Origin of the sequence: Lacticaseibacillus jixianensis (genome assembly GCF_003946485.1) — a bacterium.
GTDB lineage: Bacteria > Bacillota > Bacilli > Lactobacillales > Lactobacillaceae > Lacticaseibacillus > Lacticaseibacillus jixianensis.
The window spans coordinates 1-21,909 of sequence record NZ_RHOJ01000002.1 but is presented as its reverse complement, the minus strand read 5'-3'; the positions used below and the strand labels follow the sequence as shown (position 1 = coordinate 21,909).

Below are 21,909 nucleotides of genomic sequence, written 5' to 3'. Positions count from 1 at the left end.
GCTACGCCTCCAACTTGGCAATGCTGATGCCGTCCTGGCCGTCGATCTCCTTCACCTGCACGTTGATCTCCTCGTGACGGGAAGTCGGGATGTTCTTGCCGACAAAGTCCGGCCGGATCGGCAGCTCGCGGTGGCCGCGATCGACCAAGACGGCCAGGCTGATCTTGCGCGGCCGACCCTGATCCATCAGCGCATCCAGGGCGGCGCGAATCGTGCGGCCGGTAAAGAGGACGTCGTCGACCAGGACCACGTGCTTGCCGGTGATCGGCACGGGCAGGTCGGCCCCCTTGACGTCCGGCTGCTTGCGGTAATCCGCCTTGTGCACGTCGTCGCGGTACAGGCGAATGTCCAGGTCCCCCACTGGCACCGCCAGGTTCTCCAGCTGGTTCAGCCGCTCGGCGATTCGGTTGGCCAGGTAGACGCCGCGCGTCTTGATCCCGACCAAGACCAGATCCGACAAGTCCTTGTTTTGTTCAATGATCTCGTACGAAATGCGCGTTAGGGCGCGCTGCATCGTGACTGCATCTACTACCTGTTTTGCCATAATGATCTCCTTTTCTGCACGAAAAAGCCGCCTCCTATATCCAGTTTGGGTATAGAAGGCGGCGAGGTTCGCCGAAAAATCGTCTGCCGCGGCAGACACGTGCCCTTCCAAGCCTCTCTGGACTTAGTTAAAGGTGCTTTATCAAGTTGGTTACAGTCTAGCGAACGCGCCGAGTCTTGTCAATGCCAGCCCGCAGATCCGCCAAGGTTTTTTGAAACAGGGCCGGCGGTTCGACCGTGAAGGCCATAAACTCCCCGGTCGTCGGGTGCGTGAAGCCCAGCGTGCGCGCATGGAGGAACTGCCCGGCCCCGGGCAGCGTGACGCGGGGGCCGTACAGCGGGTCGCCGGCCAGCGGATGGTGAATTGAAGCCATGTGCACCCGAATCTGGTGGGTGCGGCCGGTTTCCAGCACGCACTTGACCAAGGCGTACCGCGGAAACTGCTCGAGGACCTGGTAGTGAGTGACCGCGTGGCGCCCGCCCGGTACCACAGCTTGGCGCTTGCGGTCCCTGGGATCGCGGGCCAGCGGGGCGTCGATGGTGCCCGTTGCCGAGCGAAACGCGCCGTGGACGATGGCCCAGTACTCGCGCTTGGTGGTTTTGGCCTTCAGCTGCGCCGAAAGGCTGGCCTGCGCCTGCGCGGTCTTCGCCACCATCAACAGGCCGCTGGTGTCCTTATCAATGCGGTGCACGATGCCTGGCCGCAGGACGTCGTTGATGCCGGGAAAGCTGGTGTGAAACAGCAACCCGTTGACCAGCGTGCCGTCAGGATGGCCCGGGGCCGGGTGCACCACCATCCCCTGCGGCTTATTGACGACCAGGACCTGATCGTCCTCGTACACGATGTCCAAGGGGATGTCCTGAGGTACGGCCGCCAGCGGCTGCGGGCGCGGCGGGTCAAGCCGGATCCGATCGCCAGCCTGCACGGGCGCCTTGCCCTTGGCGACCTGGCCATTCAGGGTCACCAGGCCCGCGGCCAGCCACTTTTGGGCCTGAGAGCGGCTGATGTCTTGGTAGTGGGCGGCGATCACCTTGTCCAGGCGCCCGGTTTGCTCGTCAATCGTGAATTCTAGCGTGATTGTTCCCCTTTTCCATCCATGAACAATAAGTAAATGACCACGAAGACCACGCCGATCGTCAGGCAGGCGTCCGCGACGTTAAAGATCGCAAAATTCATGAAGGTGGTCTCAAACATGTCCGTCACGTAGCCCAGGCGCAGCCGGTCGATGAAGTTGCCCAGCGTCCCGGCGACGATCAGCGTGAGGCCGACTTTGTAGAAGCGATTGCGGCCGGCGTCCCGCCACAGCCAGTACACGACCACCAGCGACACGGCGGTGATCAGGTAGAAGAACCACTGCTGGCCGCGCAGCATGGAAAAGGCCGCCCCGTCGTTTTGCAGGTGCGTCAGCGCCAGCCCCGGCAAAAATGCGACGGTGTGGTTGACCGCAATGTGGGCCACGACCCACGCCTTGACCAGCTGATCCAGGCCCACGAGCAGCCCGGCAAAAACCAAATAGATAATCATGAATACTCCTCTTAAGCTAGATTAGAACAAACCCGAGATCACGCCGTCGTCTGAGACGTCCATGTTCAAGGCGGCCGGGGCCTTCGGCAGGCCCGGCATCGTCAGCACCGTCCCGGTCATCACGACCAAGAACCCGGCGCCCAGCCGCGGCACGATGTCCCGCACGCTGATAGTGAAGCCGCTTGGGGCCCCCAGGGCTTTCGGGTCATCGGAAAAGCTGTACTGCGTCTTGGCCATGCAGATCGGCAGGTCCGCCCAGCCGTTTTTGGCAATGGTGCGCAGCGCAAGCTCGGCTTTCCGATCGTACTCAACGTGCGCGCCCCCGTAGATCTTGGTGACGATGGTGGCGATTTTATCCTTGACGGCGGCCGTGTTGTCATACAGCGGCGTAAACCGGGCGGGCTGCTTCAACGCGGCAAGCAGCGCGTCGGCCAACGCCAAGCCGCCCTGGCCGCCCTGGCCCCAGACGTCAGCTGGGACCGCGGTGGTGCCTTCCTGCTTGCACAAATCGACCAGCAGCTTGAGCTCGGCCTCGGTGTCTTCCGTGAACTGATTGATGCCGACGATCACCGGCACGCCGTAGCGCTTCATGTTGCGGATGTGCCGCTGCAGGTTGACAAAGCCGGTTTGCAGGGCGGTCAGGTCCTCGGTTTTGAGGTCGGCAAGTTTTTGCCCGCCGTTGTACTTCAAGGCGCGCACGGTCGCGACGATCACGACCGCATCCGGCGTCTTGCCCAAGGCGGGTGCCGCGATGTCCATGAACTTCTCGGCGCCCAGGTCGGCCCCAAAACCGGCCTCGGTCAGCGCAATGTCGCCCAGCTCCAGGGCGGCGCGGGTGGCCAGAATCGAGTTGCAGCCATGGGCGATGTTGGCAAACGGGCCGCCGTGGATCAGCGCCGGGGTGTGGGCCAGCGTCTGGACCAAGTTAGGCTTGACCGCGTCTTTCAGCAACATGGCAATGGCCCCGGTGACCCCCAGATCAGCGACGGTCACGGGCTTGCGGTCGTAGGTGTAGCCGATCACGATCTTCGCGATCCGGCGCTTCAGATCCCCCAGGCTGTCGGCCAGGCACAAAATCGCCATCAGCTCGCTGGCCACCGTGATGTCGAACTCGGTTTCCCGCGGCACGCCGGCAGTGGGGCCGCCCAGCCCGATGGTGACGTGGCGCAAGGCCCGGTCATTGATGTCAAGCACGCGCCGCCACTGAATGCGGCGCGGATCCAAATTCAGCGCGTTGCCCTGCTGCAAGTGGTTGTCGATCAAGGCGGCGAGCGTGTCCACGGCCGTGGTCAAGGCGTGCATGTCCCCGGTGAAATGGAGGTTGATGTCTTCCATCGGCACGACCTGGGAGTAGCCGCCGCCGGTCGCGCCGCCCTTCATGCCCATGACGGGGCCAAGCGATGGTTCCCGCAGCGCGATCACCGCGTTTTGATCCCGCAGCCGGAGCGCATCGCCGAGCCCGATGGTGACGGTCGATTTACCTTCCCCCGCTGGGGTGGGGTTGATCGAGGTGACCAGGACCAGCTTGCCCAGCGGCTGTTGCCGCAGCCGTTTCATGGCCGCCAGCGTCAGCTTCGCCTTACTGCGGCCGTACGGCTCGAGTTCGGCCGCGGTCAGGCCCACCATGGCCCCGATCTCCGTGATCGGCTTCATTTCGCGTTGCTCGTTTGCCTGCGCAATTTCGATATCTGACACGATTAACCCCTTTCTGACAGCACTGCTGTCACCGCCTGTTGCAGGTTCTCACCATGACCAAACCGTAAAAAATTGATGTCGCCGTAAGTCCGCGTCTTCAGCGTGCCGCCGTGCTTCGTCCACGTGGCGGCGGTCAGATCACCGCGGCGGATGACCAGCGTGTTGCCTGGCATGAGCCGCCTGACCGTGATTTGCGCGGGTTCAATGATCAGGCGCGAGCGCCACACCTGCGCGCCGGCCAGGAGTGCCATGGCCAAGAGCAGCAGCAGTGCCGGCAGGCTGACCGGCCCGTAGCCGATCAATTCCATCTGCAAGACGACCGCCGCGCTCAGACCAATCGCGATAATGCCCCAAAACATGCTAAAATCAAGCCATCCAGGTTGGATGCAAAATGCTTTCTTCAACGGCTCACTTCCTTAAGGAGAACGATGAATAAACTATACACAGATGCGGCGACAAAAGGCAACGTTGGGCTTGGCGGGATCGGGATCTTGATCATCGCTGAAGGCCAGCAGGACCAGACCCACCTACCGCTGCCGCAAACAACTAATCACGAAGCCGAATTTCAGGCCGCCATCGCCGGCTTTAAGCGGCTGCTGGCCCTTGGCCTGACGGGGCCGGTGAGCTTTTACAGCGACTCGAAGCTGGTCATTGAGGCCCTGGATAAGAACTACGCGAAGCACTACGCCGATTATGTCACAGAATTGGCCGCTCTGGTCAGTCAATTCCCGTTGGTCTTGTGGCAGTGGCTGCCTGACCACCAAAACCGCGGCGCGCACATGCTGGCCCAGCAAGGCCTGCGGGCGGCCGAGGCACAAGAAAAGCGTGCCTCAGCACGCTTTAGGGAGTGATCAAAAGGCGCCGCATGCGTGCGGCTAGCGGTTTAGCGGCTAGTCCAGGACCATGAACTGATCGGCCTTGGCCATGGTGGTCTTCGGCTGGGCCGGCTGGACGATCGAACCAAACGGCATCTGCGCCCGCAGCGTCCAGTTGGCCGGCAGCGCAAACGCGCTTTTGACGAGGTCATCGATGATGGGATTGTAATGCTGCAGGTTGGCCCCGATGCCGTTGTTCGCCAGCGCGACCCAGACGTTCAGCTGGCTGGAGCCTTGTGCCTGCTCCGCCCACGTGGCAAAATTGTCAGCATACAGCGGAAAATCGTGCTCAAGCTGCTTCACGATCGCATCGTCCGTCAGGTACAAGATCGTGCCGTACGCCGCCTTGAACGCGGCGATCTTCGCCTGGGTCTTGGCGTATGCGGCCTCGTTTGGCACCTCGGCCTTCAGCCGGTCGACCACGATGTCCCAAAACTGGTCGTGCTTTTCGCCGAACAGCAGGACCGCCCGGGTGGTCTAAGAGTTAAAGGATGTGGGGGTCGCCTGGATCACGTCCTCGACGAGGTCCACGATGGCCTGCTTGCTTTGGGTCACGTCCTTGCCCAAGGCGTAAATCGAGCGGCGCTGCTGCAATAAGTTCAGTAAGTCAGTATTCAATTCGATAACCTCATTTCGTAGTGTATCAATAAGTGTAACAGCGTACTTTTTGTTAGTAAAGTCTAAATTCCAGTAAAGGAGGCGTGCTGATGTCCGTATTCACCCTGATCATCTCGCTTATCTTGGTCCTTAACATCATCGCCGCCATTTTCACCGTCCTGCGCTCAGTGCGGGATATCCCGACCACCTGGGCGTGGTTGTTAGTGCTGATTTTCCTGCCCGTGCTCGGCTTTGGCATCTACCTGTTCGCCGGCCGGGGCCTTTCCGCCAAGAAGGTCCGGACGATCCAAACGGAGTACCGGCGCGGGACCAAGGCCTTTGTCGCCATGCAAAAGCACGCCAACACGCACGACCGGCTGCTGCCGGCCGCGGTGTCCACCCCCGCCGCCCGGGAGCTGACCACCCTTTTTCTCAACACCGCCAGCGCCCCGGTGCTCGGCGACAATTCGGTGAAGCTGTTTTACGACGGCAAGGATAAGTTCGCGCAGTTGTTTGCCGACATCAAGCAGGCCAACGACCACTTCTTCGTCGAGTACTACACCATCTACAACGACCAGCTCGGGACCCAGCTGCGGGACCTGCTGATCGAAAAGGCGCGCGCCGGCGTGGCCGTCAAGGTGCTTTACGACGCCTGGGGGTCGCTGGGGGCGGGCAAGCGCTTCTGGGCGCCCCTGATCGCTGCCGGCGCCAAGGTGGAAGCCTACTTCTCCTCCCAGCACCTGATCTCTGACTTCCGCCTGAACTATCGCCTCCACCGCAAGATCGTGGTGATCGACGATGCGATCGGCTACATTGGCGGCTTTAACGTCGGCGACCAGTACGTCTCCCGCAAAAAGAAATTCGGCTTCTGGCGCGACACCCACCTACGGATCCGCGGTAACACCGTTTACGCGCTCAAGGTGCAGTTTCTGATGGACTGGAACGCCACGGTCCCGGACGACCAGGCCGAGCCTTACGCGATCGACTTGGCGCCGCTGTCGCCGGAAGCGCTGGCCACCAGCAAGATTCAGCTGGGCAAGGCGCCCATGCAGATCGTCGCCAGCGGCCCGGATTCTTCCGCCCAGCAGATCAAGTACGGCTACGTTAAGATGATCGCCAGTGCCACCAAGTCGGTGCGGTTGCAGACGCCTTACCTCATTCCCGATGATACCGCCCTTGACGCGCTGATCACCGCCGCGCTCGCCGGGATCGACGTGCAGGTCATGGTGCCGGACATGCCGGATCACCCGTTCATTTTTCGCGCGACGCAGTACTACGCGAACTACCTCAGCCGCTTCGGCATCAAGGTCTACCACTACCAAAACGGGTTCCTGCACGCCAAGACGCTGGTCATCGACGATGCGATCGCCAGTGTCGGCTCAGCCAACTTTGACATTCGCTCGTTCAAGCTGAACTTTGAGGTCAACGCCTTCATTTACGACGCCAAAATCGCCCAGCAGCTGAGCGCGGCGTTTGATGAGGACCTGAAGCACTGTCAGTTCCTGTCGCCGCAAGTGATCAAGCAGCAGGGCCACTGGCTGCGCTTCAAGCAGTACTTCTCCCGCCTGTTGTCCCCGGTTTTATAGCCGAGTCACCAAAAGCGGGCCAACATTTTCTCGCCGCGTTGCGGCCGCGGCCGGCCAAGCAAACACCCCTGCATCGCGATCCTTCGAGCGAATCGTGAGGCAGGGGTGTTTGCATTTTTGGTTAAACCCGCGGCTTTACTTGACCCACTTGTCAAACGCCTCAGGATGCTGCCGCAGCAGCGCCAGGGCCTCCTTGACGAGCGCCTCGTGCTTGGCCGCAAGTTCATCACCGGCCAGGTGGTAGCGGTCAACGAGGTAACCCGTGGCCAGGTCCTCCACGCTTTTGCGCTCCAGGCCGCCGTCCTTAAATAAGGGGTCCACGCCTTCCAGCCCGTCCTTGGTCGCCGCGATCAGGGTCTTGGCCAGGTCCCGGCTTTTGAGCCCGTGCTTGCTGGCGTAATCGATCAGGCCGTCGATCATGTCAACGGCTGCGGCTTGGTCTGCCTTTTTGTCGTCTTTCATGTTCTCACCTCCGATCCTGACAAGTCCATTATAGGTCAGCCTAGCGGGCCAAAAAACTTACCTTTTAGAAGTGTCCAAGGATTGTTTTGCCGTGGACGCATGGGTTATACTTAATGTACAAAACACATCGGGCACCACGTCTTGGGTTGAGCAAAAATCTTAACCACAAGATGTGGTGTTTTTGCTTGACCTGACCCCCAACATTGGGTATGATGGTCGCATAAGATAACAAGAAAGAGTGATTGGTATGAGCAACGTTACGCTGTTTACGAAGAACGGGTGCCCCCAGTGCCGGATGACGAAGAACTACCTGCGCACCCACAACATTCAGTTCACCGAACATAACATCAACGAAGAGCCTCAGTACATCAGCTACTTGAAAGAGCAAGGCTTCCAGGCGGTGCCGGTGCTCGAGGCCGATGGCATGCGGTCCTTCTACGGCTTTCGGCCGGAAGCATTGAAGCAGCTGGCTGGCTAAACGGCCGGCTTTTTTCATCCCCCAAACTTTGTGAAAGTGGTGACATTATGGCATTAAGCACCCTCAAACCCGAAGACGTGTCCTATTACGCGCTGAACAACGAGATCAACATCCCCGTCGCCGGCCAGATCCCGCTGGCCAAAGACAAGCAGGCCCTGGCGGCGTTTCTTGAAGAGAACGTGGCCCCGAACACCAAGCACTTTGCTTCCTTGCAGGCGCGGCTCGATTACTTGGTCAACAATCAGTACTACGAGCAGACCATGCTGGATAAGTACGAGCTGCCCTTCCTGGAAAAGCTCGACGCCTTTCTGACCGCCGCCGGGTTTCAGTTTAAGTCCTTCATGGCGGCGTACAAGTTTTACGCGCAGTACGCCTTGAAAACGGACGATAACCAGTATTACCTGGAGAATTTCAAGGACCGGGTCTTTGCCAATGCCCTGTACTTTGCGGACGGCAACGAAGACCTGGCGATGGCCCTGGCGGACGAAATGATCCACCAGCGCTACCAGCCGGCCACCCCGTCGTTTCTGAACGCCGGGCGGCAGCGCCGCGGTGAGCTCGTCTCGTGTTTCCTCCTGCAGGTCGCAGACGACATGAATTCGATCGGCCGGGCGGTCAATTCCGCGCTTGAGCTTTCCCGCATCGGCGGGGGGGTCGGCTTGACCCTGTCGAACCTGCGGGAAGCCGGCGCCCCGATCAAAGGCATTGAAGGCGCAGCCAGTGGCGTTTTGCCCGTCATGAAGCTGCTGGAAGACAGCTTTTCTTATTCCAACCAGCTGGGGCAGCGCCAAGGCGCCGGGGTCGTGTACCTGAACGTCTTCCATCCCGACATCATCAGTTTCTTGGGCGCCAAGAAGGAAAACGCGGACGAGAAGTACCGGGTCAAGACGCTGAGCCTTGGCGTGATCGTGCCCGACAAGTACTACGAGCTGGTGGCCCAAGACGCCGACATGTACCTGTTCTCCCCTTACTCCGTTGAGCGCGAGTACGGCCAGCCGTTTTCCTACGTGGACATCACCAAGGAGTATGACCAGCTGGTCGCAAACCCCCGCATCAAGAAGTACAAGATCAAGGCCCGCGACTTGGAAAATGAGATCTCCAAACTGCAGCAGGAATCCGGTTATCCGTACATCGTCAACGTCGACACGGCCAACAATGCCAGCCCGATCGCCGGGAAGATCATCATGTCGAACCTCTGCTCCGAGATCATGCAGGTGCAAACACCCAGCGTGATCAACAATAAACAGGAATACGACGTGCTGGGGACAGACGTTTCTTGCAACCTGGGGTCGACGAACATCCCGAACCTGATGAAGAGCCCAGACTTCGGCAAGAGCGTTGAGGCGATGGTGCGCGCCTTGACGTTTGTGACCGACAGCAGCAACATCGACGTCGTGCCTTCGGTTCAGCACGGCAACCAGCTTGCCCACTCCATCGGCCTGGGCGCCATGGGCCTGCACACCTATTTTGCCCTGAACCACATGCAGTACGGCGATGAGGAGTCGCTGGACTTCACCAACATTTACTTCCTGCTGCTCAACTACTACACCCTTAAGGCCTCTAACCAGATCGCCGCCGAGCGCGGTGAGACCTTCCACAACTTCAAGGCCAGCAAGTATGCCGATGGCTCGTACTTCGACAAGTACGTCACCCAGCCCTGGGCGCCGAAGACCGCCAAGGTCCAGGCGCTGTTCAAGAACGTGAAGATCCCGACGCAACAGGACTGGGCTGATCTGAAGGCCGCGGTCATGAAGGACGGTTTGTATCACCAGAACCGCCTCGCCGTGGCGCCGAACGGCTCGATCTCGTATATCAACGACACCAGCGCGTCGCTGCAACCAATCGTCAACCGGATCGAAGACCGCCAGGAAAAGAAGATCGGGACGATCTACTACCCCGCTCCTGGCCTGTCGAACGACACCATGCCTTACTACAAGAGTGCCTACGACATCGACATGCGCAAGGAGATCGACGTTTATGCGGCAGCCCAGCAGCACGTTGATCAGAGCATGTCCCTCACCCTGTTCATGCGCTCGACGATCCCGGAAGGCATGTACCCGTGGAAACAGGGACGCACCAACAAGATGACGACCCGCGATCTGAACATCTTGCGCAACTACGCGCACCACAAAGGGATCAAGTCGATCTACTACATCCGCACCTACACGGATGACCAAGAAGAGATCGGCTCAAACGCATGCGAATCTTGCTCGATTTAACGTCGCTTGGGCAGGGCTTGGCCCTGCCCTTTGCGCGGTTGGCGATTTTCTCAATTTAAGGAGTGGCAAAATGGCGGAAAAGCAGTACATTGCAATCAACTGGAACGACATTGAAGACCAGATCGACAAGGCGACCTGGGAGAAGCTGACCGAGCAGTTCTGGCTCGACACGCGGATCCCGGTCTCCAACGACTTGGATGACTGGCGCAAACTGGACGCGAATGAGCAGTGGGTCGTCGGCCACGTCTTTGGCGGCCTCACCCTGCTGGACACCCTGCAAAGCCAGGACGGGATGCGCAGTCTGATGGACAATATCCGCACCCAGCAGGAGCGCGCCGTGCTGAACAACATCCAGTTCATGGAGTCCGTGCACGCGAAGTCCTACTCAACGATTTTCTCGACGCTGAACACGCCGGCGGAAATCGACGAGATCTTTGACTGGACCAACTCCAACGAGCACCTGCAGTACAAGGCCAACAAGATCAACGATATCTACCACAATGGGTCCCCGCTGGAGAAAAAAGTGGCGTCGGTCTTCCTGGAGACCTTCCTGTTTTACTCCGGGTTCTTCACCCCGCTCTACTACCTGGGCAACAACAAGCTGACCAACGTCGCCGAGATCATTAAGCTGATCATTCGCGACGAGTCGGTGCATGGCACCTACATTGGCTACAAGTTCCAGCTGGGCTTCAACGCCCTGCCCGAAGCCGAGCAGGCCAAGATGAAGGACTGGATGTACGACCTGCTGTACGATTTATACGCCAACGAGGAAGGCTACACAAACGACCTGTACGCCAAGACCGATTGGACGGACGAGGTGCTGACGTTCCTGCGCTACAACGCCAACAAGGCCTTGATGAACCTCGGCCAGGATCCCCTTTTCCCCGACACCGCGGCCGACGTGAACCCGATCGTGATGAACGGGATCTCCACGTCGACGTCGAACCACGACTTCTTCTCCCAGGTCGGTAACGGCTACCGGCTGGGGCAAGTGGAAGCAATGTCCGACGACGACTACAAGTTTTAGGGCGAACAATTAAGCCAAATAAATAGAGCCGAGACATAATTGCCCTAGTCGCGTTCCCCAAAGCAACGCCCAGACACGCAAACGTCCCTGCACCGCGCATTGGAAGTACGAATGCGTGATGCAGGGACGTTTGCTTTTTGGGCTAAAACCGCTTTGGGTCTCAGCCTCATTCCTACGCCAGCCCCGGGGTCATGCTGGCGCGGTAAATCGCGGTGACGGCTGCCGCGTCCAGTGGCAGGTAGGCATTGCCCAGTCGCTTGCCCGCGGCTTGGGCCATCGGCGCGAAGTTGCGCTCGTCGGGGATGCCCACCGCCGGCAGCGTCATCCCAAAGCCCAGGCTCGTGATCCAGCTCAGGGTCTTGGCGATGGCATGGCCGGCCAGGTCGGCGTCATCCGCGTCGGTCAGGTGCCAGACGTTGCGCCCAAACCGCACAAACAGCGCAGTGGTCGTGGGATCGGTGGTCAACACATAGTGCATCCAGCGCGGCGTGAGAATCCCCAGGCCGACGCCGTGGGTGATGTCGTAGTAGGCAGACAGCTGGTGCTCCATCGCGTGACAGCTCCAGCCGTTGCGGTTGCCGGCCCCCATTTCGCCGTTTAACGCCGCCGTGGCGGTCCACATCAGGTTCTGGCGCGCCGGCAGTGAGTCCGGCTGCTTGAGGGCCACCGGCGTCCACTTGATCACACTGCGCATCAGCCCTTCGATCATGCCCTTGGTGGCGTCATTATCCGGCTCGCGGTCGAAGTACTGCTCGCACAGGTGGCTGAAAATATCCATCGACCCGGCCGCTGTCTGCCGCGCCGGGACGGTGAAGGTCAGGCTTGGATCCATGAACGAAACCGCCGGCGTGCGGCTGCAGCGGGCGCCGAGCTTCTGCTTGGTCTCCGGATTGGAAATGACCGCGTTGATGTTCATCTCCGTCCCGGTGGCCGCCAGGGTCACGACGTCGACAATGGGCAGCTGCTTCGTGCTCAGGCCCAGCTTGCTGTCAAGAACGAGGTCCCACGGGTCGCCGGCGTAGTTCGCCGCCTCACCGATCACCTTGGCCGCGTCAATGACGGAGCCGCCGCCAACGGCCAGAATGACCTGGACCGCATTGGCCTTGGCCAGTGTTTGCCCGGTGCGGACGGAATCAATTTTGGGATTGGGCGCGATGCCTGGCAGCTCGGTGACGTTCAGGCCACTGAGGGCTTCGATCACCCGATCGTATAGGCCACTGGCCTTGATCGAATGGCCGCCGTAAACGAAAAGCACGCGGTCGCCAAACTGGCTGACGGCGGCTCTGAGGTCCGCTTCCTTGAGCGGCCCGAAGCGCAGATCTGTTTGATTATTTAACCGAAAAGCTTGCATGATTAACCTCCAATCATTTCTTTGGCAGGCAATGCTGTCTTCTTTACTGTGAGCCACGAACGCGAAATTGGCAAGGGCGTGAGCGGCACCGTACCGCCACCAAAAAACGGCCGCAGCGTCAGCCGGGCCGTTTCCGCGCAGAATGCGCGACTAGTGCGTGTTTACCAGATGTGAACCCGCTTGGCCGGCTCGGTGTACATGCCGTCGCCAGGCAAAACGTTAAACGCCTCGTAGAATTCATCCAGGTTCTGCGGCTGGATGTTGGCCCGGAGTTTGGCCGGCGCGTGCACGTCGATCGACAGGATGAACTTCATGTACTCCGGCCGCGCCTTTTGCCGCCAGACGCGGGCCCAGTTGGTGAAGAAGGCCTTCAGGTCAACGTCGGGTTCACGCTGGGCCGTTTCAAGCGCGGCTGCCAGCCCGCCGGCATCAGCAATGTTTTCCGACACGATCTGTTTGCCGTTGACCTTGCCAGCCGGCGTTTCGATGCCGTCGAACTCGGCAATCATCTGCTGGGTCAGTTCCTTGAAGTGGGCGTAATCGGCCGGTTGCCACCAGTTGGTCATGTTGCCGTACTCGTCGAACTGCGCCCCGTTGTTATCAAACCCGTGCGAAATCTCATGGGCGATGACCGCACCAATGCCGCCGTAGTTCTCGCTGGCGGTTTGCTTCAGGGAATAAAACGGTGCTTGCAGGATCGCCGCCGGGAACGTGATGTCGTTGCGCGACGGGTCGTAGCTGGCGTTGACCAAGTGACCTGGCATATTCCACACGGCGCGGTCGACCGGCTTGGTCAGCTGCTCCAGGTTAAACGCGTGGCGCTTTTCTGCCAGCTGGATCACATTTTCAAACAAGCCTTGATCGGCCTGCACGTGCAAGCGGTCGTACACCTCGTTTGGCCGGTCCGGGTACCCCATCTTGAGGACCATCTTATCCAACTTCACGATGGCCTTATCCTTCGTCGGCTGACTGAGCCAGTCGGAGTTGGCCAGCCGGCGCTTGTAAGTGGCGATCATGTTCTCGACCAGCTTCGTCACATCCTGCTTGGCTTCTTCGCCGAAGTAGGTGCGGCCGTAATAGATGCCCACTGGCTCGGAAAAGACGCGGTTGGCCAGCCGGTATGCGTGCTTGATCTGCTTAGGCGACTCTGGGTTGCCGGACAAGGCTTTGCCGTACTTGCTGCCCAACTGACGCAGGGCTTCGCTCAGGTAGCCCGAGTTGGAAACCAGGTCGCTCACATAAGCCCAGTGCTTGTAGCGAGGGAACGTCGACTTCGAGAACAGCTGGGTGAATTCCTTGAGAAACCTTGGATCAGCGACGATGATCGTTTCCGGCACCTCGGCCCAGGCCTCCTTGGCAAACCGGGCGAAGTCAAAATCGCCTAACTGGGCCGAAACTTCCTGGAAGGACTGCGGGTTGTAAGCCGCCGGGTAGTCGGCCCATTGCTCCCGGGTCTTGACGTGCTTGGCCAGCTCAGCGTCAAACGCCAGTGCATCGGCCAGGTATTGGGCCTGGTCGGCTTCGCTGAGGCCGGTTTGCGCCAGCAGTTCCTTGACCATGTCTGCCCACACCTTGAGCAGTGCCTTGCCCTGGGCGTTGTCTTCAGCGTAATACGGCACGTCCGGTAAAATGGTGGCCGGCCCGGTGATGGTGACCTTATTGACGCTGGTGTCCTTCAGGTCGGGCTCAACGCCGCTGCTAAACGGCATTGGGAAAAGCGAGGCCTCAAGGTCGGCCGCCTTGGCGTTAAATGCGGCGATGTCCGTGGTGTCGTCCAGCGGCACCAGGCGCTCCAGGGCCGGCTTGATGCCGGCCTCGTCGCGCGCGTCGAAGTCCTTGGCCAAATCGTACAGCTTCACGGCCTCGGCAAAGTAATCGTCAGGGGCGGTTTTCTTCCCGGCACTGATCGCTGCAAAATCGGCCATCAGTTTGGCCTCAACGTCGTCGGCCAGGTCGTTGAACCCGCCGGTCGCCGTTTTGTCCGGCGCGATCTCCGCGGTCTTTTCCCATTCGCCGTTGACGGCGTCGTACAAGTCATCTTGGTAACGCACTTCTGCCATATTCTTGTCGCTCCCTTCACCGGCTCTCACCAGCGCTTAATGTAATGCTAATTATAGCGCAAGCGCTCCCGCTTTTCACCACTGCTTTTGGGGGCGGCATCACCCCCAGTCGCGAAAAAAAACGGGCCAACCTGGAATGGTTGGCCCGGCCTGGCTTAAGCCCAGGCGATGCGCGTGATGGCATACTCCTGAAGCCGTTTTGCCCCTTTTGGCGTTTCAATGATCACGGTACTCCGCTCCTGGTACGGTTTGACCGTCCCCGGGTGGATCTCAGCGATGATCCCCTTCAAGATCTTCTTGTCGATCGTGTGGATCAACACCTTGCGCTTGGTGAGAAGTGCGTCCTCCAGTAAGCCAATAATCTCAGTGGTGCGTTGCGCCATGAGCAAGAACCTCCTTTTGGGTGCTAATTGTTACCGCTTTCAGTATAACTGTTTTGGGGCGAAAAATCAGTACCCGGCGGTCAGGTCCACCTGGTTTTGCGCGATGCGGCCAGTGGCCACCAAGGCCTCGAGGTTTGGTTTAAAAATTTGATAAACGGCTGAGCGCAGGTGCGGCACCGTTCCGGACACGTGCGGCGTGATCAGCACTTGCGGCTCCTGCCAGAGCGGATCGGCGGCCGGCAGTGGCTCCTGCTCAAAGACGTCCAGCGCGGCTCCTTGCAGCCGGCCGGCGTGCAGCGCGTTGCGCAGCGCGACGGTGTCGGTGGTCTGACCGCGCCCGACGTTGATGAACAAAGGTGTTCCCTGCAGGGCGTTAAAGAACTTCGCGTCAAAGAAGTGATGCGTCGCCTGTGTCAGCGGCATGACGTTGACCAAGACGGTGGCCTGCGCCGCAAACGCCAGGGCATCGGCATCGGTGCCGACCTTGGCAAACCCTTCGGCAGGGCGCCCCTGCCGGCTGATCCCCCACACGGTCATGCCCTGCTGATTCAGGCGCCGCGCGATCGCCCGGCCAATGTGGCCGGTCCCGAAGACCACTGCCACTTGCCCCGCCGGCAGCCACATGTGCGCACGCCGGGCCTCATTATCCCACTGCCGGGCCTGCGGCATGAGGCCCCGCGCAAACGCCAGCACGGCGGCTAACGTCGAGGACGCGATCGGTTCGGCATGGATCCCGCTTGTGTTGGCGAGCTGGATCCCCTGCTTGGCGAAGGCGGCCAGCGGGAGGTAGTCAACGCCGGCGGACATGGCTTGGACAAATTTGACCCGGTTGGGGCCAGCAATAATGGCGGCCCCGGTTTGGTTCCAGCCCAAAATAACGTCGATCACGCCGGCCTGATCGGCAGTATATGCGGCCTTGGCGATCACGTGCCAGTCAGGATGCGCGGCAAAGTCGCCTTTGGCCTCGTCGGGCAGATCAAATAACGTGAGAATGTTCATTAACGCTCGCCTTCTTAGTGGCGCCGCTGCGCCCAATACTGGAAGTAGTCGGTGCGAATCGTCCCGTTGTACAACTTACGCCGCTTGGTCGCCTTTTGCCCAAACGCCTTTTCGAACTCGAGATCGGCAGTCAGGAAGTAGCGGCTCCAGCTGGTAAGCCCGCCGTAAACCTGGCCCATTTCGCGGTAAAGTGCGCGCGCGGCGTCCAACTCGCCCAGCCGTTTCCCGTACGGGGGGTTTGACACCAGGACGCCGCGCTGATCATTGCTCAACCGGTTATCCTTCACCGCCAATTGCTTGAAGCGGACCGTCTGGCCGAGCCCGGCCTGCTTGGCGTTTTCCTGCGCGATCTCGATCATTTTCGGATCAAGGTCAAAGCCCTGGATGTCGAGTTCACGGTCGAAGTCGGCAAGGTCCATCGCTTCGTCTTTGACGTCTTGAAGCACCTGGGGCTGCATAAACGCAAAATCCTCAAACGCAAAGCGGCGCTGCAGGCCGGGGGCCAGGTTCAGCCCTTGCAGGGCCGCCTCGATCGGAATGGTGCCAGAGCCGGCGGTTGGGTCGACAAACGGCATGTCGGGATGCCAGCTGGTCAAAAGCACCAGGGCCGCCGCAAAGTTTTCCTTCAGCGGCGCGTCCCCTTTGGCAATGCGGTAGCCGCGCTTGAACAGGCTGGGGCCAGTCGTGTCGATGGTCAACGTCGCGACGTCGCGCAGGATCGACACCTCCAGCGGGTAGGTCTTGCCCGTTTCGGCCAGGCGCCCGCGGCGGTGGTAAACGGTCGCCAGCTTATCGACGATGGCCTTTTTGGTGATGGCCTGAACGTCGGGCTCGGAGTGCAGCTTCGACCGCACGCTGCGGCCCGCGACGGGGAAGGCGGCATCCAGCGGCAGGTATTGATCCCAGGGCAGCGCCTTAACGCCTTCGAACAGCTCGTCAAAAGTCGTCGCGGTGAACTGGCCGACGATGATCTTAACGCGGTCGGCCGTTCGCAGCCACACGTTGGCCTTTGCGATCGCCCGTTCGTCGCCTTGGAAGTAGACCTTGCCATTGTCCGTTTGCTCCTCGAACCCGAGGTTTTGGATCTCGCGGGCGGTCAGTGCTTCAAGCCCTGAGGCCATGGTAGCCAATAATTTATATTGCATGTTAATCTCCTTTACTATCGGTTCAATGTTACCCCAGATTGAGGGCGCTGTCACCGGAAAAGAACGGGGCAGAGGCAGGGTGTGGTGAGCGCATATGTTACCCGCTCAGCCTGGCGCGATTTATGGCGATACAGGCTGACATGCGGAGTGGCTGCGCATCCCGCTAAGTGGGGCCGGCTCTGCACCTTGGCGTAATCGGGCGCCGGGTTCGCAACGGGGAAGTGTCTAGCTACGCTTGAGGCCTCGCCGCTAAAAACCAGCGGCAATGCCTCAAGCTAGGCTAGCCATTCCCCTAAGTGCGCGAACCCTTTGCACCTAACTTAATCGGGCGGCGGGTCGACAACGCCCGAGCATTCAGCTACGCCCGAGGCATCGCCGCCAAAGTACGGCGGCAATACCTCGGGCTAGGCTGACTGTCGGGCTAAAACCGTCGACCCTCTGCACCTAAAAAAACAGCCCGGGGAAATCCCCGAGCCGTGCCTGGTTGCAGTTCTCTATAAGCCATGTTTTGTTCCAGCACCCTGTCAGGCCAAGGTGCCTTCAGTAATCATCTATCTCAGTTTTCACTGTTGGGACCATCGGTTCAATTCCCTAGGTCTTGCGCCCCTACCAAAGTTTGGGTTACTCGCTCGCGGGGTTTACCCGTTCCAAACTGCCGGTTTCCCGAACAGCATCGTCTCTGTGGCACTTTCAGACCGACTCACGCATAGCCGAAGCCTTAGCGCTTTGGGCCGCCGTTACCGTAAAACGGTACTCAGGCTTATTGGGCCTGACGCGAACACTCCAAGCATCTCAGCTTGGGCGGGCATGGACTTTCCTCACCAGACATAAGCCTGGCGCGATTACTCAAGAACTGCAACTACATTCACAAAATTAGTATTGATCGATGCGCGACTGGTCATCGTGACTGGCCTGACCGCCATCCGACAACTTACTGCCGAAGACGTGGCGCTCCAAGTTGGAGAGCCGCTTCAGGATATCATAATTCGTCGCGGTGGCGCTAGGCTGCTGCGGGGTGGCGGCAGCGACGGACTTGGAAACAGACAACTGCTTGGTCAGCTCGTCGACGCGACTGCGCAGGCGGGCATTTTCCTCACTCAAGCGGTCGAGCTCGGCGTTGTAGATTTCGTAATCCTTAATGATCTGGTCAAGGAATTCATCGACCTCGTCCGGATCGTCACCGCGCATGACCTTCTTAAAATTCTTATCCAAAATGGCCTTGGGGTCAAGTTGAACATTGAACGTTGACTCGTTGTTATCCATATCCAGCACCTCTTCGAAGACTTACTGAAACTATTGTAGCATACCACCTAAGGCTTTAAAACTGCTCATTTGCCTGGTTTTCACTCCAATCACGCGCGGCCTCTTCTAAATCAGGCATGGTGATCAAGGAAACGGGATAGTCGCGGCGGCTGCTTTCGGCCTGCGCCCCTTGGTAGGCAAAGCGCGGCTTACCCTCAAACTCTGGATCATAAACCAGCAAGGCCCCGTCAGTGTGGTGAAGCATGAAGCGCGTGTACCCGCTGAGCTGCTGCGGACTTTGGTAGGGCGCGCTGGAGGTGGCCTGGGAGAAATCGACCTGGCTGATCAACTGCTGCAGTCGGCCCTGGTTGTCTTCGTTCCACTGGTGGCCAAAATCGGCGAACGGCAGCATCACCGCCACCTGCAGGTCCGGATACTGGGGCTTGAGGCTAAGGGCGACCTGAGCGCCCCACTGCTCGCACCCCAGTTCGCCGCCGGTGATGACCCACCGCAAGCCGTCATCCAGCAGCGGCACCAAAGCATTTTTTAAACTATACTTAATGACCGTGATTTTCGGGTCGTCTTCCCCGTGAGTGCTTAGTTCCCACGAGCGGTAGCCTGTCAGCCAAAGGCGAGTCAGCATAACTGTTCCCTTCTCATTAGGTCACGAATGACCAAGATTGATATAATGACGCTAGGAGCGTGAACATATGGCAATTCATTACCCCAATGGTAAAGCATACGAGCAAGGCAGGCAAACTGAAGACGCGGCCGTGAACTATGGCAGCCGCGGGATGACGCTTGAGGCCGAGCTCAATGCCAGCAATCAATACTACCGCGCCGCAAAACGGGCGGTCATTTATAAAAAACCAACCCCCATCCAGATCGTCAAGGTGGACTACCCTCAGCGCAGTCAGGCCGTGATCAAGGAGGCTTACTTTAAGACGCCTTCCACCACCGATTACAACGGGGTTTATCAGGGCTATTACGTTGACTTTGACGCCAAAGAGACAAAGAACAAGGCGAGCTTTCCGCTGAAGAACTTCCATCCGCACCAAGTGGCCCACCTCAATGCCTGCCTGGCGCAGGGCGGGATCTGCTTTGCCCTCATCAGGTTCGTGACGCTGAAGCGGCTGTTTGTGTACCCGGTCAGCGCCCTGAATCACTGGTGGGAAGCCAGCCTGCAAAACGGCCGCAAGTCGATTCCGCTGAAGGCGATCGAACAAGCCGGCTTCGAGCTGCACCCCCAGCTGCAGCCGCTGATCCCCTACCTGGACGGCGTCGATTGGTTAATTGAAACGAAGAGAGGAACTTATCATGCCTAATACGCCATCGCGAATGGCTCGCAAGCAAGCCAGACGACCCAAGAAAAAATCCCGCCGCTGGCTCACGGTCATCAAGGCCCTGCTGATCCTGTTTGCGGTCGGGGTCGTGAGCGGGCTGGGGCTGTTCGCCTACTACGCCTCCAGCGCCCCGACCGTCACCGAGGCGCAGCTCAAGTCAGGCGGCAGCCCTACCTTATACGATGCGTCTAACCACGTCTTTACCACCCTCGGGGTGGAAAGCCGCACTTACGTCCATTCCGACCAAATTCCGCAGACCCTAAAGGACGCCGTCGTGTCGATCGAAGACCGCCGTTTCTACCAAGAACGCTGGGGCATCGACCCCATTCGCATCGTGGGGGCGACCTTCAGCAACGTGATGGGCAGGCTGACCGGTCGCAGCAACGGCCTGCAAGGCGGCTCGACGCTGACGCAGCAGCTGATCAAGCTGTCAGTGTTTTCCACCAAGGCCTCGGACCAGACGCTTAAGCGCAAAGCGCAAGAGGCGTGGCTTGCCATCAAGTTGGAGCAGAAGTACAGCAAGGAGCAGATCCTCGAGTACTACATCAACAAGGTCTACATGGATAACGCGCAGCGCGGCATGGGTACGGCCGCGCATTACTACTTCAACAAGGACCTCAAGCAGCTTGACCTCTCCCAGCTGGCTTTGCTTGCCGGCATGCCGCAGTCCCCGGCCGGGTATGACCCCTACGAGCACCCGGAGGCGGCCTTGAACCGGCGCAACGAGGTCCTGCAGGCCATGGTGACCAACAAGAAGGTTTCGCAAGCCGAGGCGAATGCCGCCAAGGCAAAGCCAGTGACCGATGGGCTCGCCAAGAAGAAGGCGCAGACCAATGATTCGACCACCGACAAAGTGATCGATTCCTACCTGACCTCGGTGATTAAGGAAGTCAAGAAGGAAACGGGCATCGATCCGTACAGCGAGAACCTTAAGATCTACACGAACATCGACATGAAAGCGCAGCGCCGGCTGTACGACATCGTGAACACCAACGATTACGTGACCTTCCCGAACGACAGCCTGCAAACGGCGGTGACCATCACCGATCCCCAAACCGGTCGGGTCATCGCGCAAAGCGGCGGCCGCAAAACCGGCAACGTGCGCCTGGCCTACAACCGGGCCACGCAAAATGACCGGAGCAACGGGTCGACCATGAAACCCCTCCTCGATTACGGGCCGGCGATCGAGTACTTGAACTACTCGACCTACCAGCAAATGGAGGACGCACCATACATGTGGCCTGGCAGCGACGTCCCGGTGAACAACATCGACCACAAGTTCTTGGGCCGCATCTCGATCCGCGACGCGCTGGTGAAGTCGCGCAACCCGGTGGCCGGCCGCACCCTGGAAGCAGTCGGGCTCGCCAAGGGGCTGAACTTTCTGAAGGGGCTCGGCATCACGCTGCCGAGCAATCAGAGGGTCTACCCGAGTGCGATCGGCGCCTCGGCGACGACCGAACAAGAGGCCGCCGCTTACGGCGCTTTTGCCAACGGGGGGACTTACTACAAGCCTTCCTACGTCCGCAAGATCGTCGACATGGACGGCCGCACCACGACGTTTGAGCATCAGGGAACGAAGGCGATGAAGGCCAGCACCGCCTACATGATCACCGATATCCTCAAGAGCGTCATGACCCGTGGGACCGGCATTTACGCCCGCATTCCGGGCCTTTACGAAGCGGGTAAAACCGGCACGTCAGACTACGGCGCCCCCGAGCTGAAAACCAACCCCGCGCTTTCGGGCCTGGCCAAAGACATCTGGTTCACCGGCTACACCACCCAGCGCGTGATGTCGATCTGGACCGGCTACGACAAGCCGCTGCAAAACGGCCTGGGTGCCAGCTCCAACCTGATCGCCCAGCAGATCTACAAGGCCATGATGAGCTACCTCGTTGACTCAGAGAACCTCCCGAACCAGGATTGGCACAAACCCAGCTCGGTTCAAGTTGCCCACATCCTGAAGGGTTCCAACCCGGGCACCGCGGTGACCGGCAATACGGCCAACACCACCCGGGAGCTGTACGTGCGCGGCCACGGCCCGGCCACCCAAACGGCGGCGATCGAGACGCCAAGCAGCACCAGCGCCACTTCATCAACGACCAGTGAATCCACTAGCACCGCCAGCACCCCGGCGGCTTCGACGAGCAGCGAGTCTTCGAGCAGCAGCGTCAGCGACGACACCAGCGCTACCGTGCCGTCGAGCAACACTGAGTCGAGTGACACCGCCAGTTCGACTGAGTCAAGCGCCGCTTCAACCGAGCAGCACTGAGCCAAGCCCCGCCAAAAAGACCCTGACGACGATTGAAGTGCAATAGAAAAGTTAGACGAATTAGAATTTGAATTAAGCCACGATGACTTGTTCCCGATACTCAACCGGGG

20 protein-coding genes, 1 other RNA gene and 1 pseudogene are annotated in these 21,909 nt (G+C 59.6%); 7 read left to right on the top strand and 15 right to left on the bottom strand.

Annotated features, from left to right (window positions below; genetic code table 11):
• Position 1: 1 nt before the first annotated feature.
• The 5 genes from pyrR to EKM85_RS01180 all read right to left on the bottom strand — a co-directional run bounded on the left by pyrR (position 2) and on the right by EKM85_RS01180 (position 4,167).
• Positions 2–550 carry a bifunctional pyr operon transcriptional regulator/uracil phosphoribosyltransferase PyrR gene (pyrR, locus tag EKM85_RS01200; RefSeq protein WP_125584602.1) on the bottom strand — a complete coding sequence of 183 codons (549 nt, stop codon included), beginning with the start codon at positions 548–550 and terminating at the stop codon, positions 2–4.
• 151 nt (positions 551–701) lie between these two features.
• The gene (locus tag EKM85_RS01195) at positions 702–1,622 is read right to left on the bottom strand and encodes an RluA family pseudouridine synthase (protein WP_125584451.1); all 921 of its coding nucleotides are present in this window, start codon (positions 1,620–1,622) and stop codon (positions 702–704) included.
• Complete coding sequence (lspA, locus tag EKM85_RS01190) at positions 1,613–2,068, bottom strand: signal peptidase II (protein WP_125584450.1); 456 nt, start codon at positions 2,066–2,068, stop codon at positions 1,613–1,615. The genes EKM85_RS01195 and lspA overlap by 10 nt, the downstream gene beginning before the upstream one ends.
• A gap of 21 nt (positions 2,069–2,089) precedes the next feature.
• A complete protein-coding gene (locus EKM85_RS01185; RefSeq protein ID WP_125584449.1) occupies positions 2,090–3,763 on the bottom strand; it encodes a formate--tetrahydrofolate ligase in 1,674 nt (557 codons plus the stop codon).
• A gap of 2 nt (positions 3,764–3,765) precedes the next feature.
• Positions 3,766–4,167, bottom strand: a complete 402-nt coding sequence (locus tag EKM85_RS01180; RefSeq protein ID WP_125584448.1) for a hypothetical protein — start codon at positions 4,165–4,167, stop codon at positions 3,766–3,768.
• 24 nt (positions 4,168–4,191) lie between these two features.
• On the opposite strand from EKM85_RS01180, the gene EKM85_RS01175 reads away from it, so the two are divergent.
• Positions 4,192–4,614 (top strand): ribonuclease HI family protein, encoded by a 423-nt coding sequence (locus EKM85_RS01175; protein WP_125584447.1) that lies wholly within the window; start codon positions 4,192–4,194, stop codon positions 4,612–4,614.
• 39 nt (positions 4,615–4,653) lie between these two features.
• On the opposite strand, the pseudogene EKM85_RS01170 reads toward EKM85_RS01175, so the two are convergent.
• Positions 4,654–5,256 (bottom strand): annotated as a pseudogene (locus EKM85_RS01170) (nitroreductase family protein).
• A gap of 89 nt (positions 5,257–5,345) precedes the next feature.
• Here EKM85_RS01170 and cls point away from each other — a divergent pair.
• Positions 5,346–6,821, top strand: a complete 1,476-nt coding sequence (gene cls / locus EKM85_RS01165) for a cardiolipin synthase (RefSeq protein ID WP_125584446.1) — start codon at positions 5,346–5,348, stop codon at positions 6,819–6,821.
• 135 nt (positions 6,822–6,956) lie between these two features.
• Here cls and EKM85_RS01160 read toward each other — a convergent pair whose 3' ends face one another.
• Complete coding sequence (locus EKM85_RS01160) at positions 6,957–7,283, bottom strand: hypothetical protein (RefSeq protein WP_125584445.1); 327 nt, start codon at positions 7,281–7,283, stop codon at positions 6,957–6,959.
• 247 nt (positions 7,284–7,530) lie between these two features.
• Here EKM85_RS01160 and nrdH point away from each other — a divergent pair, with 247 nt between their 5' ends.
• From nrdH to nrdF, 3 genes are all read left to right on the top strand, one after another.
• Positions 7,531–7,761, top strand: a complete 231-nt coding sequence (gene nrdH, locus EKM85_RS01155; RefSeq protein WP_125584444.1) for a glutaredoxin-like protein NrdH — start codon at positions 7,531–7,533, stop codon at positions 7,759–7,761.
• Positions 7,762–7,808: 47 nt separating this feature from the next.
• Positions 7,809–9,980 carry a class 1b ribonucleoside-diphosphate reductase subunit alpha gene (gene nrdE / locus EKM85_RS01150; RefSeq protein WP_125584443.1) on the top strand — a complete coding sequence of 724 codons (2,172 nt, stop codon included), beginning with the start codon at positions 7,809–7,811 and terminating at the stop codon, positions 9,978–9,980.
• Between the two features lie 70 nt (positions 9,981–10,050).
• A complete protein-coding gene (nrdF, locus tag EKM85_RS01145; protein WP_125584442.1) occupies positions 10,051–11,007 on the top strand; it encodes a class 1b ribonucleoside-diphosphate reductase subunit beta in 957 nt (318 codons plus the stop codon).
• Positions 11,008–11,179: 172 nt separating this feature from the next.
• Here nrdF and EKM85_RS01140 read toward each other — a convergent pair whose 3' ends face one another.
• The 8 genes from EKM85_RS01140 to EKM85_RS01105 form a co-directional block, all read right to left on the bottom strand.
• On the bottom strand, positions 11,180–12,358 hold the full coding sequence (locus EKM85_RS01140) for an iron-containing alcohol dehydrogenase (RefSeq protein ID WP_125584441.1): 1,179 nt from the start codon (positions 12,356–12,358) through the stop codon (positions 11,180–11,182).
• 161 nt (positions 12,359–12,519) lie between these two features.
• Positions 12,520–14,418 carry a M13 family metallopeptidase gene (locus EKM85_RS01135; protein ID WP_125584440.1) on the bottom strand — a complete coding sequence of 633 codons (1,899 nt, stop codon included), beginning with the start codon at positions 14,416–14,418 and terminating at the stop codon, positions 12,520–12,522.
• Between the two features lie 155 nt (positions 14,419–14,573).
• A complete protein-coding gene (locus tag EKM85_RS01130) occupies positions 14,574–14,801 on the bottom strand; it encodes a hypothetical protein (RefSeq protein ID WP_125584439.1) in 228 nt (75 codons plus the stop codon).
• Positions 14,802–14,867: 66 nt separating this feature from the next.
• Positions 14,868–15,800 carry an NAD(P)-dependent oxidoreductase gene (locus EKM85_RS01125; protein WP_125584438.1) on the bottom strand — a complete coding sequence of 311 codons (933 nt, stop codon included), beginning with the start codon at positions 15,798–15,800 and terminating at the stop codon, positions 14,868–14,870.
• A 14-nt stretch (positions 15,801–15,814) separates the two neighbouring features.
• The gene (locus tag EKM85_RS01120; protein WP_125584437.1) at positions 15,815–16,945 is read right to left on the bottom strand and encodes a THUMP domain-containing class I SAM-dependent RNA methyltransferase; all 1,131 of its coding nucleotides are present in this window, start codon (positions 16,943–16,945) and stop codon (positions 15,815–15,817) included.
• Positions 16,946–17,437: 492 nt separating this feature from the next.
• An RNA gene (gene rnpB / locus EKM85_RS01115) (RNase P RNA component class B) lies at positions 17,438–17,799 on the bottom strand.
• Positions 17,800–17,818: 19 nt separating this feature from the next.
• Entirely contained in the window at positions 17,819–18,208 is a 390-nt protein-coding gene (gene gpsB, locus EKM85_RS01110; RefSeq protein ID WP_125584436.1) for a cell division regulator GpsB, read from the bottom strand.
• 55 nt (positions 18,209–18,263) lie between these two features.
• Entirely contained in the window at positions 18,264–18,830 is a 567-nt protein-coding gene (locus EKM85_RS01105) for a DUF1273 domain-containing protein (RefSeq protein WP_164510627.1), read from the bottom strand.
• Positions 18,831–18,897: 67 nt separating this feature from the next.
• On the opposite strand from EKM85_RS01105, the gene recU reads away from it, so the two are divergent.
• Both recU and EKM85_RS01095 read left to right on the top strand, forming a co-directional pair.
• A complete protein-coding gene (recU, locus tag EKM85_RS01100) occupies positions 18,898–19,512 on the top strand; it encodes a Holliday junction resolvase RecU (protein ID WP_125584435.1) in 615 nt (204 codons plus the stop codon).
• Positions 19,505–21,799 (top strand): transglycosylase domain-containing protein, encoded by a 2,295-nt coding sequence (locus EKM85_RS01095; RefSeq protein WP_125584434.1) that lies wholly within the window; start codon positions 19,505–19,507, stop codon positions 21,797–21,799. Before recU ends, EKM85_RS01095 begins: the two co-directional genes overlap by 8 nt.
• Positions 21,800–21,909 lie beyond the last annotated feature (110 nt).

Excerpts from the sequence above, each read along its gene's own strand:
- EKM85_RS01095 (WP_125584434.1), top strand. The coding sequence starts at position 19,505 with ATGCCTAATACGCCATCGCGAATGGCTCGCAAGCAAGCCAGACGACCC.
- nrdF (WP_125584442.1), top strand. The coding sequence starts at position 10,051 with ATGGCGGAAAAGCAGTACATTGCAATCAACTGGAACGACATTGAAGAC.
- EKM85_RS01160 (WP_125584445.1), bottom strand. The coding sequence starts at position 7,283 with ATGAAAGACGACAAAAAGGCAGACCAAGCCGCAGCCGTTGACATGATC.
- recU (WP_125584435.1), top strand. The coding sequence starts at position 18,898 with ATGGCAATTCATTACCCCAATGGTAAAGCATACGAGCAAGGCAGGCAA.
- nrdE (WP_125584443.1), top strand. The coding sequence starts at position 7,809 with ATGGCATTAAGCACCCTCAAACCCGAAGACGTGTCCTATTACGCGCTG.
- EKM85_RS01175 (WP_125584447.1), top strand. The coding sequence starts at position 4,192 with ATGAATAAACTATACACAGATGCGGCGACAAAAGGCAACGTTGGGCTT.
- EKM85_RS01130 (WP_125584439.1), bottom strand. The coding sequence starts at position 14,801 with ATGGCGCAACGCACCACTGAGATTATTGGCTTACTGGAGGACGCACTT.
- EKM85_RS01105 (WP_164510627.1), bottom strand. The coding sequence starts at position 18,830 with ATGCTGACTCGCCTTTGGCTGACAGGCTACCGCTCGTGGGAACTAAGC.
- EKM85_RS01125 (WP_125584438.1), bottom strand. The coding sequence starts at position 15,800 with ATGAACATTCTCACGTTATTTGATCTGCCCGACGAGGCCAAAGGCGAC.
- EKM85_RS01120 (WP_125584437.1), bottom strand. The coding sequence starts at position 16,945 with ATGCAATATAAATTATTGGCTACCATGGCCTCAGGGCTTGAAGCACTG.
- lspA (WP_125584450.1), bottom strand. The coding sequence starts at position 2,068 with ATGATTATCTATTTGGTTTTTGCCGGGCTGCTCGTGGGCCTGGATCAG.
- gpsB (WP_125584436.1), bottom strand. The coding sequence starts at position 18,208 with ATGGATAACAACGAGTCAACGTTCAATGTTCAACTTGACCCCAAGGCC.
- nrdH (WP_125584444.1), top strand. The coding sequence starts at position 7,531 with ATGAGCAACGTTACGCTGTTTACGAAGAACGGGTGCCCCCAGTGCCGG.
- EKM85_RS01135 (WP_125584440.1), bottom strand. The coding sequence starts at position 14,418 with ATGGCAGAAGTGCGTTACCAAGATGACTTGTACGACGCCGTCAACGGC.
- cls (WP_125584446.1), top strand. The coding sequence starts at position 5,346 with ATGTCCGTATTCACCCTGATCATCTCGCTTATCTTGGTCCTTAACATC.
- EKM85_RS01140 (WP_125584441.1), bottom strand. The coding sequence starts at position 12,358 with ATGCAAGCTTTTCGGTTAAATAATCAAACAGATCTGCGCTTCGGGCCG.